The sequence below is a fragment of the Thioclava sp. F36-7 genome (genome assembly GCF_002020075.1).
Lineage (GTDB): Bacteria > Pseudomonadota > Alphaproteobacteria > Rhodobacterales > Rhodobacteraceae > Thioclava > Thioclava sediminum.
This window is the reverse complement of sequence record NZ_MPZR01000002.1, coordinates 288,928-302,960: the sequence shown is the minus strand read 5'-3', so window position 1 is coordinate 302,960 and position 14,033 is coordinate 288,928. Positions and strand designations below refer to the sequence as shown.

At 61.8% G+C, this 14,033-nt stretch carries 13 protein-coding genes; 7 read left to right on the top strand and 6 right to left on the bottom strand.

Going from position 1 to position 14,033, the window contains the following annotated elements; translation table 11 throughout:
- Nucleotides 1-24: 24 nt before the first annotated feature.
- Genes BMI89_RS04320 through BMI89_RS04300 form a run of 5 tightly spaced genes read left to right on the top strand, consistent with a single transcriptional unit; the run spans nucleotide 25 to nucleotide 5,942 of the window.
- Entirely contained in the window at nucleotides 25-1,185 is a 1,161-nt protein-coding gene (locus tag BMI89_RS04320) for a hypothetical protein (protein WP_078569970.1), read from the top strand.
- The gene (locus BMI89_RS04315) at nucleotides 1,182-2,171 is read left to right on the top strand and encodes a glycosyltransferase family 2 protein (RefSeq protein WP_246831967.1); all 990 of its coding nucleotides are present in this window, start codon (nucleotides 1,182-1,184) and stop codon (nucleotides 2,169-2,171) included. Before BMI89_RS04320 ends, BMI89_RS04315 begins: the two co-directional genes overlap by 4 nt.
- Complete coding sequence (locus BMI89_RS04310; RefSeq protein ID WP_078569969.1) at nucleotides 2,168-3,148, top strand: glycosyltransferase; 981 nt, start codon at nucleotides 2,168-2,170, stop codon at nucleotides 3,146-3,148. The genes BMI89_RS04315 and BMI89_RS04310 overlap by 4 nt, the downstream gene beginning before the upstream one ends.
- A complete protein-coding gene (locus tag BMI89_RS04305; RefSeq protein WP_168176770.1) occupies nucleotides 3,145-5,586 on the top strand; it encodes a GNVR domain-containing protein in 2,442 nt (813 codons plus the stop codon). Before BMI89_RS04310 ends, BMI89_RS04305 begins: the two co-directional genes overlap by 4 nt.
- Before the next feature lie 11 nt (nucleotides 5,587-5,597).
- Nucleotides 5,598-5,942: a hypothetical protein gene (locus BMI89_RS04300; RefSeq protein WP_143593814.1), complete on the top strand. Its 345-nt coding sequence runs from the start codon at nucleotides 5,598-5,600 to the stop codon at nucleotides 5,940-5,942.
- A 21-nt stretch (nucleotides 5,943-5,963) separates the two neighbouring features.
- On the opposite strand, the gene BMI89_RS04295 is transcribed toward BMI89_RS04300, so the two are convergent.
- From BMI89_RS04295 to BMI89_RS21210, 6 genes are all read right to left on the bottom strand, one after another.
- Complete coding sequence (locus tag BMI89_RS04295; RefSeq protein ID WP_078569967.1) at nucleotides 5,964-7,787, bottom strand: ABC transporter ATP-binding protein; 1,824 nt, start codon at nucleotides 7,785-7,787, stop codon at nucleotides 5,964-5,966.
- Complete coding sequence (locus BMI89_RS04290; RefSeq protein ID WP_078569966.1) at nucleotides 7,784-8,770, bottom strand: hypothetical protein; 987 nt, start codon at nucleotides 8,768-8,770, stop codon at nucleotides 7,784-7,786. The genes BMI89_RS04295 and BMI89_RS04290 overlap by 4 nt, the downstream gene beginning before the upstream one ends.
- Entirely contained in the window at nucleotides 8,767-10,656 is a 1,890-nt protein-coding gene (locus tag BMI89_RS04285; protein ID WP_078569965.1) for an asparagine synthase-related protein, read from the bottom strand. The genes BMI89_RS04290 and BMI89_RS04285 overlap by 4 nt, the downstream gene beginning before the upstream one ends.
- Complete coding sequence (locus tag BMI89_RS04280) at nucleotides 10,653-11,060, bottom strand: lasso peptide biosynthesis B2 protein (protein ID WP_198453201.1); 408 nt, start codon at nucleotides 11,058-11,060, stop codon at nucleotides 10,653-10,655. Before BMI89_RS04280 ends, BMI89_RS04285 begins: the two co-directional genes overlap by 4 nt.
- Before the next feature lie 40 nt (nucleotides 11,061-11,100).
- Nucleotides 11,101-11,373, bottom strand: a complete 273-nt coding sequence (locus tag BMI89_RS04275) for a PqqD family protein (RefSeq protein ID WP_078600194.1) — start codon at nucleotides 11,371-11,373, stop codon at nucleotides 11,101-11,103.
- 86 nt (nucleotides 11,374-11,459) lie between these two features.
- The gene (locus BMI89_RS21210) at nucleotides 11,460-11,594 is read right to left on the bottom strand and encodes a hypothetical protein (protein ID WP_256365664.1); all 135 of its coding nucleotides are present in this window, start codon (nucleotides 11,592-11,594) and stop codon (nucleotides 11,460-11,462) included.
- A 346-nt stretch (nucleotides 11,595-11,940) separates the two neighbouring features.
- Between BMI89_RS21210 and BMI89_RS04270 the strand changes: the two genes are divergently transcribed.
- Nucleotides 11,941-13,047, top strand: a complete 1,107-nt coding sequence (locus BMI89_RS04270) for a nucleotidyltransferase family protein (RefSeq protein ID WP_143593813.1) — start codon at nucleotides 11,941-11,943, stop codon at nucleotides 13,045-13,047.
- Complete coding sequence (locus tag BMI89_RS04265; protein WP_078569961.1) at nucleotides 13,044-14,027, top strand: glycosyltransferase family 2 protein; 984 nt, start codon at nucleotides 13,044-13,046, stop codon at nucleotides 14,025-14,027. Before BMI89_RS04270 ends, BMI89_RS04265 begins: the two co-directional genes overlap by 4 nt.
- Nucleotides 14,028-14,033 lie beyond the last annotated feature (6 nt).

Sequence of the window (14,033 nt, the reverse complement as noted above, 5' to 3'; positions counted from 1 at the left end):
AGCGCAGGGAAGACGGCTTTCAAGATGCGTTTGATCTACCTCGTTCATGACCTCGATGATGCCGCGATCTGGCGACGCGTTCAGATGTTGCGCGCTGGCGGCGCCGAGGTGACCCTCGCGGGGTTCCAACGCTCAGCGCGGCCACTGCCGGAGCTTGCGCTCGTCCTCGGGCACACAGCGAATGGGAAAATGGCCCAACGCGCGCTCTCGGTGCTCAAGGCCCTCCCCGGTCTCGCCAAGCAGTTTCCGACGCTCCAAGAGACTGACGTCATCATCGCTCGCAATCTCGAAATGCTCGCGCTCGGGGCGTATCTCAAGCGACGCGCACCGGCGGTACGTCTCGTCTACGAACTGCTCGACGTGCATCGCCTGTTGTCGGGGAACGGCCCGGCGTCCAAGGCAATTCGCGCCATTGAGGCAGCGGCGCTCAAATCCGCATCGGGGCTTCTGTATTCCTCGGAAGGGTTCAAGCGCGGCCACCCTCAGCCGTTCGAGAAGCTCGCGCCGCACCAGTGCCTGATTGAAAACAAGCCGCTCGCGCTCGAGCCGGCACAGCTTCACGCGCGCATGCGCCCTCTGGAGGGGCCGTTGCAGATCGGCTGGAATGGAATTCTCCGGTGCCGCTGGTCGCTGGACACGCTCGACGAACTCACCCGCAACGCACCGGGACATTTCCGGGTCAAAATGCGCGGACGTCCGGCGCTCGATCAACTCCCGGATTTCCATGAGCGCGTCGCCGCAAATCCTGATCTCGAATTTGGCGGCCCCTATACTGCGCCCGATGATCTTGATGAGATTTACGACGCGGTCGATCTTGCCTGGCTGATCGACCGCTACGAGGCCGGAGAGAATTCGGACTGGCTGCTGCCAAATCGCCTTTACGAAGGCTGCCTGCATGGTGCGGTCCCGGTGGTTCTGTCGGGAACCGAGGTCGCACGACGTACCGAAACTCTCGGCATCGGGGTTCAGGTGGCAGAACCGTCGAGCGCGTCGGTCGCGCAAGCCTTTACCGACCTGAGCAATGCGGATCTCCAGAAGCTTCGGCAAGCGGTCGCTGCAAAGCCACGCTCCACCTGGGAGGCGGGTCACGCAGAATGCCGCGCGCTCGTGTCGTGGTTGACCGATCTCCCCACGCTTGGCGCGCCTCGCAGCGGCGCCACGCATCTGCGGGAGGCGCAATCGTGAGCCGCATTCTCATCGCCATCCCCACGCTGAATGAGATCGACCATATCGCCTCGGTCATCTCGGCGCTTTTGCCCTTCGCGCGCGCCCAGGACGCGACCGTCATAGTGGCCGACGGCGGATCGACGGACGGGACCTGCGCCATAGTCGAGAATATGGCACAGGAAACGCCGCAAATCGTCCTGCTGCACAATCCCGACAAGCTGCAGGCCGCAGCGGTCAACCTCGCCGTGGAGCGTTTCGGCGACGACGCGGAATGGTTGATCCGTGTGGACGCACACAGCGCCTACCCGAGCGATTTCTGCGAAACGCTGATGAACGAGGCCATCGACACCGGCGCCGACAGCGTCGTCGTCCGTATGCATGCCGAAGGGGTGTCCCCACTACAGACCCAGATCGCGCGGGCTCAGAATTCTCGTTTCGGGAATGGTGGGTCGGCACATCGCGGCGCAGGGGAAGGCCGTTGGGTCACTCACGGACATCATGCCCTGTTTCGGCTGAACGCCTTTCGGTCGGTCGGGGGGTACAACACCACATTCAGCCATAACGAGGATGCGGAACTCGATCACCGCCTGATCCGCGCGGGCTTCAAGATCTGGCTGACCGCGCGCACCTTCGTCCGCTACTTCCCGCGCAAATCCCTGCGTGATCTCGCGTCGCAATATTTCCGGTTCGGCAAGGGACGCGCCCGCACGCTTGCCTTGCATAGGGAACGCCCGGCGATGCGACAGGCGATCGTCGCGGCTCTGGCACCGGCACTCGCTCTTGTCGTGCTGGCCCCGCTGCACCCGGTCTTCGCCCTGCCCGCGATCATCTGGCTTCTGGGCTGCGCGGTTGCTGGACTGGCGATCGCGATCCAGACGAAGCGCCTCGCCAATCTCACGGCTGGCCCGATTGCGGGTATCATGCATCTGGCCTGGTCCGCGGGGTTCTGGGCGCAGATTTTGGGCAATAGCATTCCAACCATCTGTCGCGGGGTGCCCGAGTGACCAATCCGACGCGCAAAGAAAAAATCGGCATCGGCCTGTGTACTTATCGCCGCGAAATCGTGCGCGACACCCTCGCGTCGCTTGCCGAAACGCTCCCGCCGGATCTCGATATCTGCGTCATCGTCGCGGATAACGATCTTGAACCCTCGTCCGAAGACCGGGTTCGTTCGGTGCCGCTTCCCTTCGAGCTGCACTATCTGCACGCGCCCGCCCACAACATCTCGATCGCGCGCAATGCGGTTCTCGACGCAGCCGAGGCACAAGACTTGGACTGCCTCGCCTTCCTCGATGATGACGAGCGCGCCCTACCCGGCTGGCTCCCTGCCCTGATGGAGGCGCGCCAATCCGAAGAGAGCGCCGCGGTGATCGGCCCCGTGCGCGCCTACCACAATGACGCGGCTCCCGAATGGATGCGCGCTGGCCATATCCACGACACCCTCGCCGAGCACGATAGCGAAGGGCGCGTGCGCGCGGGCTACACCTGCAACGTGTTGCTCGACCTGAAACACCCCGCCGTCTCTGGCCTGCGGTTCGATCCCGAATTCGGTCGCAGCGGCGGCGAAGACACGATCTTCTTCGACCAGATCAAGCGCCGCGGCGGGACGCTTGCCTACGCCCCGGACGCTTGGCTCGAAGAGGATGTGCCTGCTGAACGCGCGCGGCTTTCGTGGCTTTTCCGGCGCCGCTTCCGCATGGGCCAGACCCATGCCGTTCTGGTCTCGCAGGGCAAGAGCTTCGCTGCACGAATGATCGAACTCGGACGCGCCGGTGCGAAAGCACTTGCCTGCCTCGGACTTTCGCTGGGCCACGTCACCGTCCCCTTGGCGCGCAACCGGAATCTGATGCGCGCGGCCCTGCATATCGGTGTCGTCTGGCGACTTGCCGGCGGAAGCCGAACGGAAATCTATGGCGGCGCATCTGCCGATGCCACGCACAACACAGCCTCAAGGCGCAACGCGCGAGGAACGACCTCTTGAGACAGACGCAATTCAAATTCGCAGATACCAGCAACGATCTCGAGCGGCCGATCTCGAAACCGCCCGAAACCGTAACGCTGGGCCAGCTCACGCGTATCCTGCGTCGTCGGCGGTGGTCGATCATCGTTCCCGTCGTGATCCTCGGCATCCTCGGGATCATTTATCTGGCGACCACGCCGCGCAGCTACCTTGCAAATTCGCTGTTGCTGCTGGATGCGAATATCAGCCGGTCTATCGAACAGCTCGGGGCTTCGGAAAGCAACAATCTCAGCGAGTCCGCCCTTGAAGATGCCCGGCTGATCATCCGCTCCGACCGGATCTCGCAATCGGTCGTGAAGGAGCTCGATCTTCTCGACAATCCCTCCTTCACGTCGCCGCCGAGCTCGCTGTTTTCTCGGCTGATCGGCGGCGCGATCAATACGATCCGCACACCGATCAACTGGCTGCGCTCGAAGCCCGAACCGAGCGGCACAACCACTCTGACGCCCGAACAGATCACCGCCGCGCGGCAAGACCTCGCCGCGCGCGCCCTGCAGGCGCGCATCGATGTCGGGCGTGTCGGCAGAAGCTCCGTGATCTCTATCAGCTACGAGTCCTACGATCCGGCCATGAGCGCCGCGATCGTGAATTCGCTCGCCGAGGGCTACATCGCCGATGTCCTCAATGCGAATTTCGAAGCGACCGAACGGACGACGAACTGGATGCAGGACCGGCTGACGGAGCTGCAAAATCAGGCTCAACAAGCCGCGCTGGATGCGGAGACCTTCCGGGCCGAGCATGGGCTTGTCTCCTCGCGCGGCGTTTCGATGACAAAGGATTCCGTCGTCCAGCTCAATGCCGAGATGGCCAATGCGGTCAGCGATGTGGCTCGCGCACGGGCGCGTGTCGACACTTACAACCAGATCATTTCCGGGGGGGTCCAAGCCCTCGTCGATGGCGGCTCCACAGGGGTTGGCGGCGGGAGCGACCCTGCCCTGCAGCAAGCCCGCGATACGCTCACCGACTCGCTGGCGATGCTCAATCAGATCAAGACGAACTTCGGCGAAGATCACCCGCAGTATAAGGTGGTCCAACGACAGGTTCAGGCAGCTGCGGAACGCCTGTTCACCCTTCTCAAGCAAGGGAGCGCGCAGGCGAAGAGCGATCTCTCAAGCGCCGAAGCGAAGGTCGACGCGCTCAAGAACAGCCTCGGTCTCGCGATCGACAGCGACACGAGCTCCGGCACCGTCGAGGTGCAATACAGCGCGCTGCAGCAACGCGCCGACACGCTCTCGACGCTTTACCAGGCGTTCCTGACGAAGTTTCAGGAGATCGAGCAACAGAAATCCTTCCCAGTCTCGAACGTGCGGATCCTGACCAAGGCGGACGTGCCGCGCAATCCGGTCGGTCCGAGCACGAAGCGCGCGCTTGCGATCTCGATCGTGCTAGGTTTGATCATCGGGATGATGATCACGGCCTGGCAGGAATGGCGGGAGCGGTTCCTGCGCACCTCGGATGACGTTCAGGACGAAACCGGTGGACCGTTTCTCGGCTATCTGCCGGAGTTCGAAACGTCGGCACAGTCGGAACCGGTCCGATCGATCACGAGCACCGCCGTGTTCCAGAACCTGCGGGACGGGCTTGCCGAGAATATCTCGAAACCGAGAAACGGGTCGCATTCGACCAGTGAAAGCGCCATCTACGCCGTGCGCCATCCCAGATCTTTCTTCGCAGAAACCCTGCGCAGCGTGCGGCTCGCCGCAGAAATCCGCGCGCCGGTCGAGACCGGGGCAATCGTTCTGGGTGTCACCTCCGCACGTCCCGAGGAAGGCAAATCGACGGTGTCTCTCAATCTGGCCGCCGTGCTCAACATGTCCAATGCACGGGTACTCTTGATCGATAGCGACATCCGGCGCCCGGGGCTCAGCCAGCGCCTCGGCTTCCGCCATGGCGAAGGGCTTGTCGAAGTGCTCGCCGGCCGCGCACCTTGGCGCAACCTGGTACGTGAAGTGGAAGGCACCGGTGTGCATATCCTGCCCTGCATTCCGCCGAACGGCTTCACCCACAGCGCCGAGCTGTTGTCCTCACGCGGCATGCGCGAGTTGATCGCCGAGGTGCGCAGCGAATTCGATTTCGTGATCATCGACCTCGCCCCGCTCGGCGCGATCGTCGATGCGCGTGCCATGATCCCGAACCTCGACACCGTGCTCCTCGTGGCAAGCTGGGGCAAGACGCCGAAGTTGATGCTGAACCGCATCCTCTCGGCCAATGCAGCGTTGCGCGAGCGCCTCTTGGGAACGGTGCTGAACCGCGTGGATATGGAAGACTTGCGTGACTTCGTCGACGTCTCCAGCACCGAGGCCTATTTCGAAGATTACAACGGATATTTCGGGGATCCGGGAAAAAGCTGGGACAAGCCCGAGATGCGCGGCACAAATACCAACACACGCAAGAATTGAATTTCAAATGCTTGACCGGTTATTATCGAGAAGGTAACCGCTGGAGCCCAGCCCAAGTTTCGGAGTGCCAAGCCATGCGCTTGATGCCATTTCTCGTCGTCCTGACTCTTGTCACGATCATCGCTGGCGCGGTCGGGTTCTGGAATGGCATGTCTTTGGGAATGGTCGCGATTTTGTGCATCGCGATCTTCTTTCTCGGTCAGATCCTGTACGTCGGCCTCGTCGCCATCATGACCCGCGAGGAAACGGCCCGGAGAAAGAATCAGGGGCCCGCGCAAGCCGGTCGCGAGGCTTCGGACGACAATACGACGTCGCATGTTTCGCGCGGCGCCTACCTCAATCAGGAAAATCGCTGAGCTTCAGCGCACCGTTTAATGTCACACCGCGCGGCTCGTGCTGCGTTCGGCGTCACGCATTTTCATGAACCTTGCGTCAGGCCTGGTGCGCAGGATCGCAGGCGCACCGCTCTCGACGATCCGACCCTCTTCCAACGCGAAGACCATATCCGCGAATTCGACCATCGAATAGCGATGCGCGATCGTGAGGATCGCCATCGGGGTTTCGATCTTCGCAAGGTTCGCCACGATACGGTTCTGACTTTGCCAGTCGAGCGCGCTCGTCGCCTCGTCGAGGATCAGCAGCTCGGGCTTTCTCAACAAAGCGCGTGCCAGCGCGATCCGCTGGCGTTCACCGCCTGACAACAGCACGCCACGCTCCCCCAGCAGAGTGTCGAGCTGCGCGGGAAGCGAGAAGACGAACTCTGCAGACGCGACGCGGAGGGCCGCCTCCATGTCCTTCTGATCCGCATCCGGCGCGCCAACCTGCAAAGCTTCGCGCACCGTCATCGGTGGCAGATAGGTGTCCTGCGTGACGTAGGAAATCCGGTGCCGCCAACTCCGGATATCCATCGGATCGAGGTCTTGACCGTCGATGAGGATCTTGCCGGTCTCGGGCCGAATGAGGCCGCAAATCAGATCCGCGATGGTCGATTTCCCGGAGCCCGACGGCCCGATCAGCGCCGTCACCTCGCCCGCGCGAACGGAAAGGCTGACATCTTCCAAGGCACGCGGCAGGTCTTCGCCGTGACGATAGGACACGCTTTCCAACTGGATCTCGTGCCATGGCGCGCGCGTCGCGATCGGCAATCCCGCTGCAACATCGCGCTGGCGGATCATCTCACCTTGGATGTTTCGGATATGCTGCCACCCCGGCAAATTCACCAAAAACATCTGCGCCTGCTGCTGAAGCGTCATGAACCGCGGGGCCAGCCGCATCATCACGAGCAGCAAAACGACAATCTCGGAAATCGCGAGGCCGAGCTGCACGAGCGACAGGTAAATGAAGATCACCGCACCGATCGCTTGGGCGATCTGGAAAATCCCTGAGCCGGTCGCGGTGCGCCGCGCGAATTCGCGCGTGTCCGTCCGTTCCATATCAAGGATCGCGTCGAACCCCGCGATTTCCGCCTCCTCGAGGTTCATGGCTTTGGCCGTCTTGAGCCCCGACAGGAAGCCCGAGACCGCACGAAACTGATCGCGCCGTAGCCCCTGCAGCTTCACTCCGTATTCCGCAGACATTTTCCGGTAAGGCCTGAGCGCGAGAAAGGCGACGACGCCGAACACGGCGGACAACACCGTCATCGGCACCGAAATCATCAGCCCCAGCGCAATGTAGAGCACAAGCGATGCAGAGCCCTGGATAAGCGACATCAACAACATCGATGCCATCCGAACCCGCTCCACCTCGCCGACCAGCGCATGTTCCAGATCGGCGTTGCGCTGGCGGACCAGATGATCCCACCGGCTCTCGGCGATGGCGGAAAACAAACCATGCCGCAAGATCGCGGAGAACCTCAGCTGGATGTCGGTGACATAGACCGTGCGCATCCGATTGAACAAAGCCTGCAGAATGAGAAAGCAGACGAGCATCGAGAGCAGCACGGCGAGCGGGAGCGTGAAGGCGGGAAGCGTCACGCCCATGAATTCGCGCTCAGTGATCTCGATGATCGGCGCGCCTTCCTCCGACCGGGACACGAGGCTCAGGATGGGCAGAAGCAGAAGGACGGAAATGCCCTCGCTGAGGCTACTCAGCATCAGCATGCCCAAGGCAATATAGAGCTTGTTGCCCGCCGCACGACGCATCGTCGTAAAGAGGTTGCGCGCCTCGCTCAGAGACGTTCTGGCGGAGAGAACGTCGCTCAATCCTCGTCTCCGGTCATTGCGCGATCCGAATTCAGATCGGCGCGAATGGCATCCGCGAGGGTCGTCATGGCGTCAAGCGTTGCGGGAAGGCGCAGGATGCGGACCTTCACCCGCCCGGCAAGCGAAACGGCGTCCCGGAAATGGCGATTGGCCGGCTCTCCCGACAGCAGGTTCTCTCCGAAGCGAACCCCGTAGGAGAACCGCAGGATCGCGGGAAGCGACTGGTTGGCGGCCACGTCGGCTGTGGAAGCCATCTCGCCCTCTCCGCGTTCGAGAATATAGAGACGCACGGCGGGAGCCGCATATTCTGCCGTCGCATCGCGAGGAAGCTGCACCCGCTTCTTGTCGATTGCCGCATGCACATCGCCCCGGGCGACGGACTTCTGCGGCCGGTGCGCCTCAAGGGCCGCGTCGGACAGCTTCACCTGACCGAAGCCCGACAGAACCTCCCCATCCGGCGTAAAGGCGACAAGGTCATCTGCAAGGAGCTTGCCCCCGGCATTCAGCAATGCCGCCGCGGAGGTCGACTTTCCCGTGCCCTTATCCGCCATCAGAACGACGGCCTGCCCCCCGAGGGCGACCGCACTCGCATGCAGGACGAAATGCCCCTGACGCCGGAGCGACTCGAACAGGATCGGACCGAGCAGCGGAAACGCGATGAGGTCGTCGCTGACACTCTCCGCGGGCTCGCAGAGAATTTCCGTACCGTCGAGATTGACGGAGAAGGCCCCGACCGTTTGCCAGTAGAACCGTGTTTCCGTGGCCCCGAACTCGTACCAGGTCGGCATAGATCTGGCGTTTTCGGGCAGTTCCACCGGCGCGCGGCGAATGCGCAAGCTGCGCGGTTCTGCAACCGAGCCGGGCACGACAGAGGCCAGTTCCGGGAGTTCAATATCGGAAACAACCTGCATGCCATATGTGCTGTAGGAATATGCGGGGGCGCCGAGCCCCTGCGCGGCTTCAATATGTTCGAGTTCGGTCACGCGTGGACCTCCCTTATCGGTTCTATTCCAGATGCAATCGGTTGGCGGGCGCGTTCTTCCCGCTCGAGCCACATGTCGAGCCAAGCAGCGCGCCAGAGCTGCATGACCTCCAATCCACCGGCATCGGCGGAGGAGTCGAAAAGCGCCCGCGCAGTCTCCTGAAGACGCGCAATATTGACGTATGGCTCAAGTCGTTCGGGCGGGTTGTCGATATACCGCCGCAACTGTCCCTGCGGGTCCTCGCGCATCGCGCGGCGATTGTTGGCGGTGAAATCGACCTTCGTCGATCTCAATCGGACATGCTCCGGCAGGATGCCTTTCATCGCATCGCGCATCAGCGCGCGCGGCTGTCCGTTCTTGATCTTGTCCACATCGGATCGGTTTACGCAAAGCTCGACGACGCGCCGGTCGTAGAACGGAAACCGCAACTGCAGCCCCATGGGGCGCGTGGCTCGATCAAGCAGCTCGAACGCGCTCGGCGTCAGATCCCCGGCGAGCGCGCGCGCATGCGTCGCAAAGCCAAACGGCATATCCGAATAGAGTGCGGTGCTCGCGGCTTCGGAACGCGCGCGCAGATCCAAACGCGAAACCAGCTCCGGCGCGACGATGCTGAACCAATCCGGTTGGGCCGGATCGCTCGAGCTGAAAAGCCGACGCTGCAACCGACCCGCCAATTTCGCGGCGCTTCGGTTTCCGCCGTGGCGCGCATAGGCCATCACGAAGGACGCGACCGCGCCACGGCCACCCGCAAACCCATGCAGCTTGCGCAGCAACGTCCAAAGCTTCGCCCACTCACCGGACCGGGCGAGTTCGTTGAGATAGGAAAAGGACGCGCCTCCGATGACTTCATCGCCGCCATGCCCGTCGATCAAAACGGCATGCCCATCCGCCCGCGCTGCGGAACAGATCGTATGCGTCGTCACCATGCCAAAACCCGGAAACGGCTGTTGCTGGTTCGTCAGGAAAAGGTCCGAAAGCGTTGGATCGAGCGCCGTTCCAACGCCGCCATTCAGCATCGTGGGCCGGAAGTTTCCGGCCTCCAGAACGGAAACGATATATTCGCCCTCATCGAGTTCAGGCGCAGAGGGAAACCGCAGCGAGTAGGTCGGGAAAGGCTCTGACGACAATCGCGATGCAAGGATCGCCAGCGAACTTGAATCCAGCCCCCCACTTAGCATCGCGGCGGCGGAGCCTCCGCTCATTGCCTCGCCGGTGGCGTCCGAGAGCGCATCTCGCAAGGCCTCGTCAGTTTGCTCGACCGCGCTCAACTCGCGGGGCTCGAGGCTCCACCACGTGCGCGGTGGTGACAGCATGCCATCGCGATAGTGCATCAGCTTTCCCGGAGGCAAGCGGACGATATCTTTCCAAGCCGTGCGCGTCTGATTGGTCAGCTGCCCCGAGAGATGTTCGGTGATCCAGAGGACGTCATGCTCCGGGCGTTCCCCGGTCATCGCGATGACAGCTTCGGGATCGCTCGCCAACGCAAGCCCGCGCGCATTAGCCCGGTAGACCACCGGCTTGAGACCAAACCTATCCCGGACGACAACAAGGGTTGCGCGCTTCGGATCCCAGATTGCGATCGCGAAAGCCCCCTCGAGCACATGGCCGAGCTCGTCGTCGAAGCGATCATAGGCTGCGGCAACAAGTTCGATGGCCGAGCTGTTCGGCGGCATCGCCAGACGCCGCGCCGTGTCGCGCAGGTGGGTCAGGTCCAGATCGGCCGCGACAAGCGCACCGGTTGCGCTGCGCGTCGTCTGCGGCCCCGACATGAGAACCGAAGACCGCGCGGATGCCTCAACCACGGCGTTCCGCAGCTCGGGAACGGCTGCAAGCTTGGCGGGATCAGCGAAACCGCCAATTGCGCAATGCAGTGCGGGCCGGCTCATGGGCGCGCCTCGCCTTGCGCAAATGCCGTCATATTCTTCAACAGCGTATGGCGCGCGAATTCTGCGCGCGTTCCACCCAGTACGATAATATTGTCGGACATCAACCAGGCATGCGGACGAAACTCTTCCCCGCCCATCGGCAGCGACAGGCGTACGGTGGAGTCGATCCCGCGACGTGCGAGCAAGAGCTGCCCCGACGTGGCCTGGGTCAAGCAGGTCGCTTGCGGGACGAGACGCGCAGCAGCCGCCACGGCCCATGAAATTTCAGCGAGAGTGCCGCGGTCGGCGGCTTTCGGCTCCGGAAAACGCGCGGCATTGGACACCACGATCTTGCGCAATGCATCATGGCGGTGGCGCCACAGATCGACACGCACACGCACGACTGTCACGAGCGCCTCGAACAACAGTCGAGCGTCGTGAAGGATCGGCCGCCTCCAACGCATTTCAAGAAGCCTCGACGAGACCGTTTTCGTGAAGGTCGCTCAGGAGCACCGAGACATCCTCGGCAACGGTGTCGCGCGGAACAGAATAAGCGCCCGAAATCGTATCGATAATTTCTTCGACGCTCTTTTCGTCGCCCAATAGATTCCAGACGATGGCGCCGATGGAATCCAGACTGAAATAGGCATTGGAATTTAAATCCAAAATCGCGACGCCGTCACCATAAGGACAAGCAACACATTCGGAACGAACCCGATATTGGGACATTGCATTCATAGACTTCCCACCCACACCTTGAGAGCCACGTTGCATAGAGTGGACAGAGGCGAGACCACGCCCCTGTCCTTCTCATTTTTTACGAATTACGAGAAGGTAAGACCCGCAATATCCGTACCGGGCGGCAGCACCTGGTCGGCGATCGTGGTGCTACCTGCACCGTGGGTCAGGTCTTCGAGCTTGCCGTGCTTTTGAAGCTGCGGACGAGTATACGTTTTCATCAGTAGATACCCCCTTTTGACGTTACGTACTCATTTTGGCTTGCGCCTCCTAAAGTCTTTAATCAGGCTCCACTTGAGTCAAACCTTAGTCCATTCGGAGCGTCACAGCTTCAGTTCGCTGCGAAAATAACAGGCAAAATCAAGGCAATATTCCCGCGGCCGATTTCAGGGGGTCCAATATGCGAGCATCCTGTCCGAAAACCCGCTCAAGAAATGAGCGCGTTAAAATTTCGCCAGAAAGCTGGACATTTAAAATTGCAACCTTGGGGGAATTAAAAAGTCGCGCAATTCAACCTGGGGTTGATCTCTCGATGGATTCGATTCGCGATTTCGTGAAGGTAGGCGCGTGAGCTTTCCGGAGAAAGAGCTCACTTACGTGAAGCGGCGCGACTGTTCGACACAGGTCGAAATTCTCAGGAAGATGGCATCCGGTCAAGCGCCGCCGACCAGCACCGACCCTCGCCTTCTCTTTGAAATCGCGCGCGTGAACAAGCTGTTGATGCACCCCGGGTGGCCAGACCTCCAAGGCGACGCAGCCGAACAGGTGAACGCTGAACTCAACTTCGGACGCATGCGCGGAATGCTTTCGAATAATCGCGGATTGAAGCTCGCCGCCGAGATCACCGAAGCGCTCGATGCCGGCCAGATTCCGCACCTTCACCTGAAAGGCCCGTTGCAGCAAATCCGGCTCTACGGCACGCCCCTTTTCAAGCCGTCCGGGGATGTCGACATACTGGTCGCGCCCAAGGACCGGATCGCGGCGGGAAAGATCCTCGAAGAGGCTGGGTTCAAGCCCACCGAAGCCGAACTCGGCAGCTGGTGGGTGCATTTCCTCGGCGAACGCCATTTCGAAGCGCCCGACCAACCCATCTTCGTGGACTTGCACCATAGCGTCCAACAGCCCGGCTTGCCGCGCCCTCGGAACTTGGTGGGCTTCCTGCATCGGGCGGTGAGGCAGTCGGTCGCGAACAGCACACTGCCGGTGCCGTCCCCGCCAGACATGTGTTTGATCGCCGCAATCACGCTCTGCAAAGCCTTTCTTTCGCATGAACCTGCGGGCTCTGTGGCCCTCGACATGATCAAGGCATTCGAGAGTCTCGAGTTGGCCGAGCGGGATCAGCTCGAACAACTCGCCCGAGAGACGGGTCTTTCGGAAACGCTGGATTTCGCCATGGCCCTCGCAACGACCAGCATCGGGCAAGACGGCCTCCCGCCGCGATCGCACGAACTGCTTGCCGACCGTTCTGCGGAAACCGTTCGCGACATGGTCTTTCAGCCTTGGAAGCAAGGGCTGAGCTTTCCCAGACGGCGCGAAATTCTGGCCAGCCTCTGCGGGCGCGACCTGTGGCGTCTGGTGCGCGAAAGCAATCGGGCCTTCCTCTCGAACGCCTTCCTTAACGTGATCGCGCGCACACGAAAGCCCGTCGGCGAAGTGGGAGAAACCAAGCGATGACCCCAGAGATTTGCGTCGTAATCACTGCTTATAACGCCGAAGACACGATCGGCGATGCGGTCCGGTCCGCACTCGAACAGCCAGAGGTCGCCGAAGTTGTCGTGGTCGATGATGCCTCCACGGACCGAAGTGCAGAGGCCGCGCAGGACGCCGCGGCGGGTGACGCGCGCCTGATCGTTCTTCGAAACGACAGCAATCAGGGACCGGCCGCGGGTCGTAACCGTGCAATCGCCGCCTCCCGGTCCCCGTTTCTGGCAGTGCTCGATGCAGATGACTTTCTGCTCCCCGGCCGCTTCTCGCGCCTTCTCGCCTATGAAGGCTGGGATCTGATCGCGGACAATATCGCCTTCGTGCCCGCCGATATGGCGCAGGCCTTCGACCCTACCCGGCTTCCCGACAGTGAGACGCGGGTTTTCGAACTCGATCTGGCTGGGTTCGTTGAAGGGAATATGGGCAAACGCGGCGAGACGCGGGGCGAGCTTGGGTTTCTCAAGCCGCTCATGTCGCGCGCCTTTCTGGACCGACATGCTCTGCGCTATGACGAAAGCCTGCGGCTGGGCGAGGACTTCGACTTCTATGTCCGCATGCTTGCGCGCGGCGCGAAATTTCTTGTCACCAATGAATGCGGATACGCTGCACGCGTGCGGGAAAATTCGCTCTCGGGTCGGCACGGGACGAAGGATCTCGGCGCGCTGATGACAGCGGCCTCTGCACATCTCGACGACCAATCGGTGCCCCGCGCCGCGAATTCCGCCATGCGTCGGCATCACGACCAGATCCGCGATCGCTACCTGCTGCGGCGCTTTCTCGACATCAAGGCGCAGGACGGTCTCGGGGCGGCCTTCGAGTTCTCGATCAGGCCGCCGAGGAACTTCATGCCGATCGCGTCGGGTATTCTGCGGGACAAATTACGTGCCCAAAAACAACCCGCCGCGCCGGCGACGAATACGCTCCGCCTCTTGCTTCGACCCGAAGACTAGAGAGCG

Excerpts from the sequence above, each read along its gene's own strand:
- BMI89_RS04265 (WP_078569961.1), top strand. The coding sequence starts at position 13,044 with ATGACCCCAGAGATTTGCGTCGTAATCACTGCTTATAACGCCGAAGAC.
- BMI89_RS04275 (WP_078600194.1), bottom strand. The coding sequence starts at position 11,373 with ATGAATGCAATGTCCCAATATCGGGTTCGTTCCGAATGTGTTGCTTGT.
- BMI89_RS04285 (WP_078569965.1), bottom strand. The coding sequence starts at position 10,656 with ATGAGCCGGCCCGCACTGCATTGCGCAATTGGCGGTTTCGCTGATCCC.
- BMI89_RS21210 (WP_256365664.1), bottom strand. The coding sequence starts at position 11,594 with ATGAAAACGTATACTCGTCCGCAGCTTCAAAAGCACGGCAAGCTCGAA.
- BMI89_RS04320 (WP_078569970.1), top strand. The coding sequence starts at position 25 with ATGCGTTTGATCTACCTCGTTCATGACCTCGATGATGCCGCGATCTGG.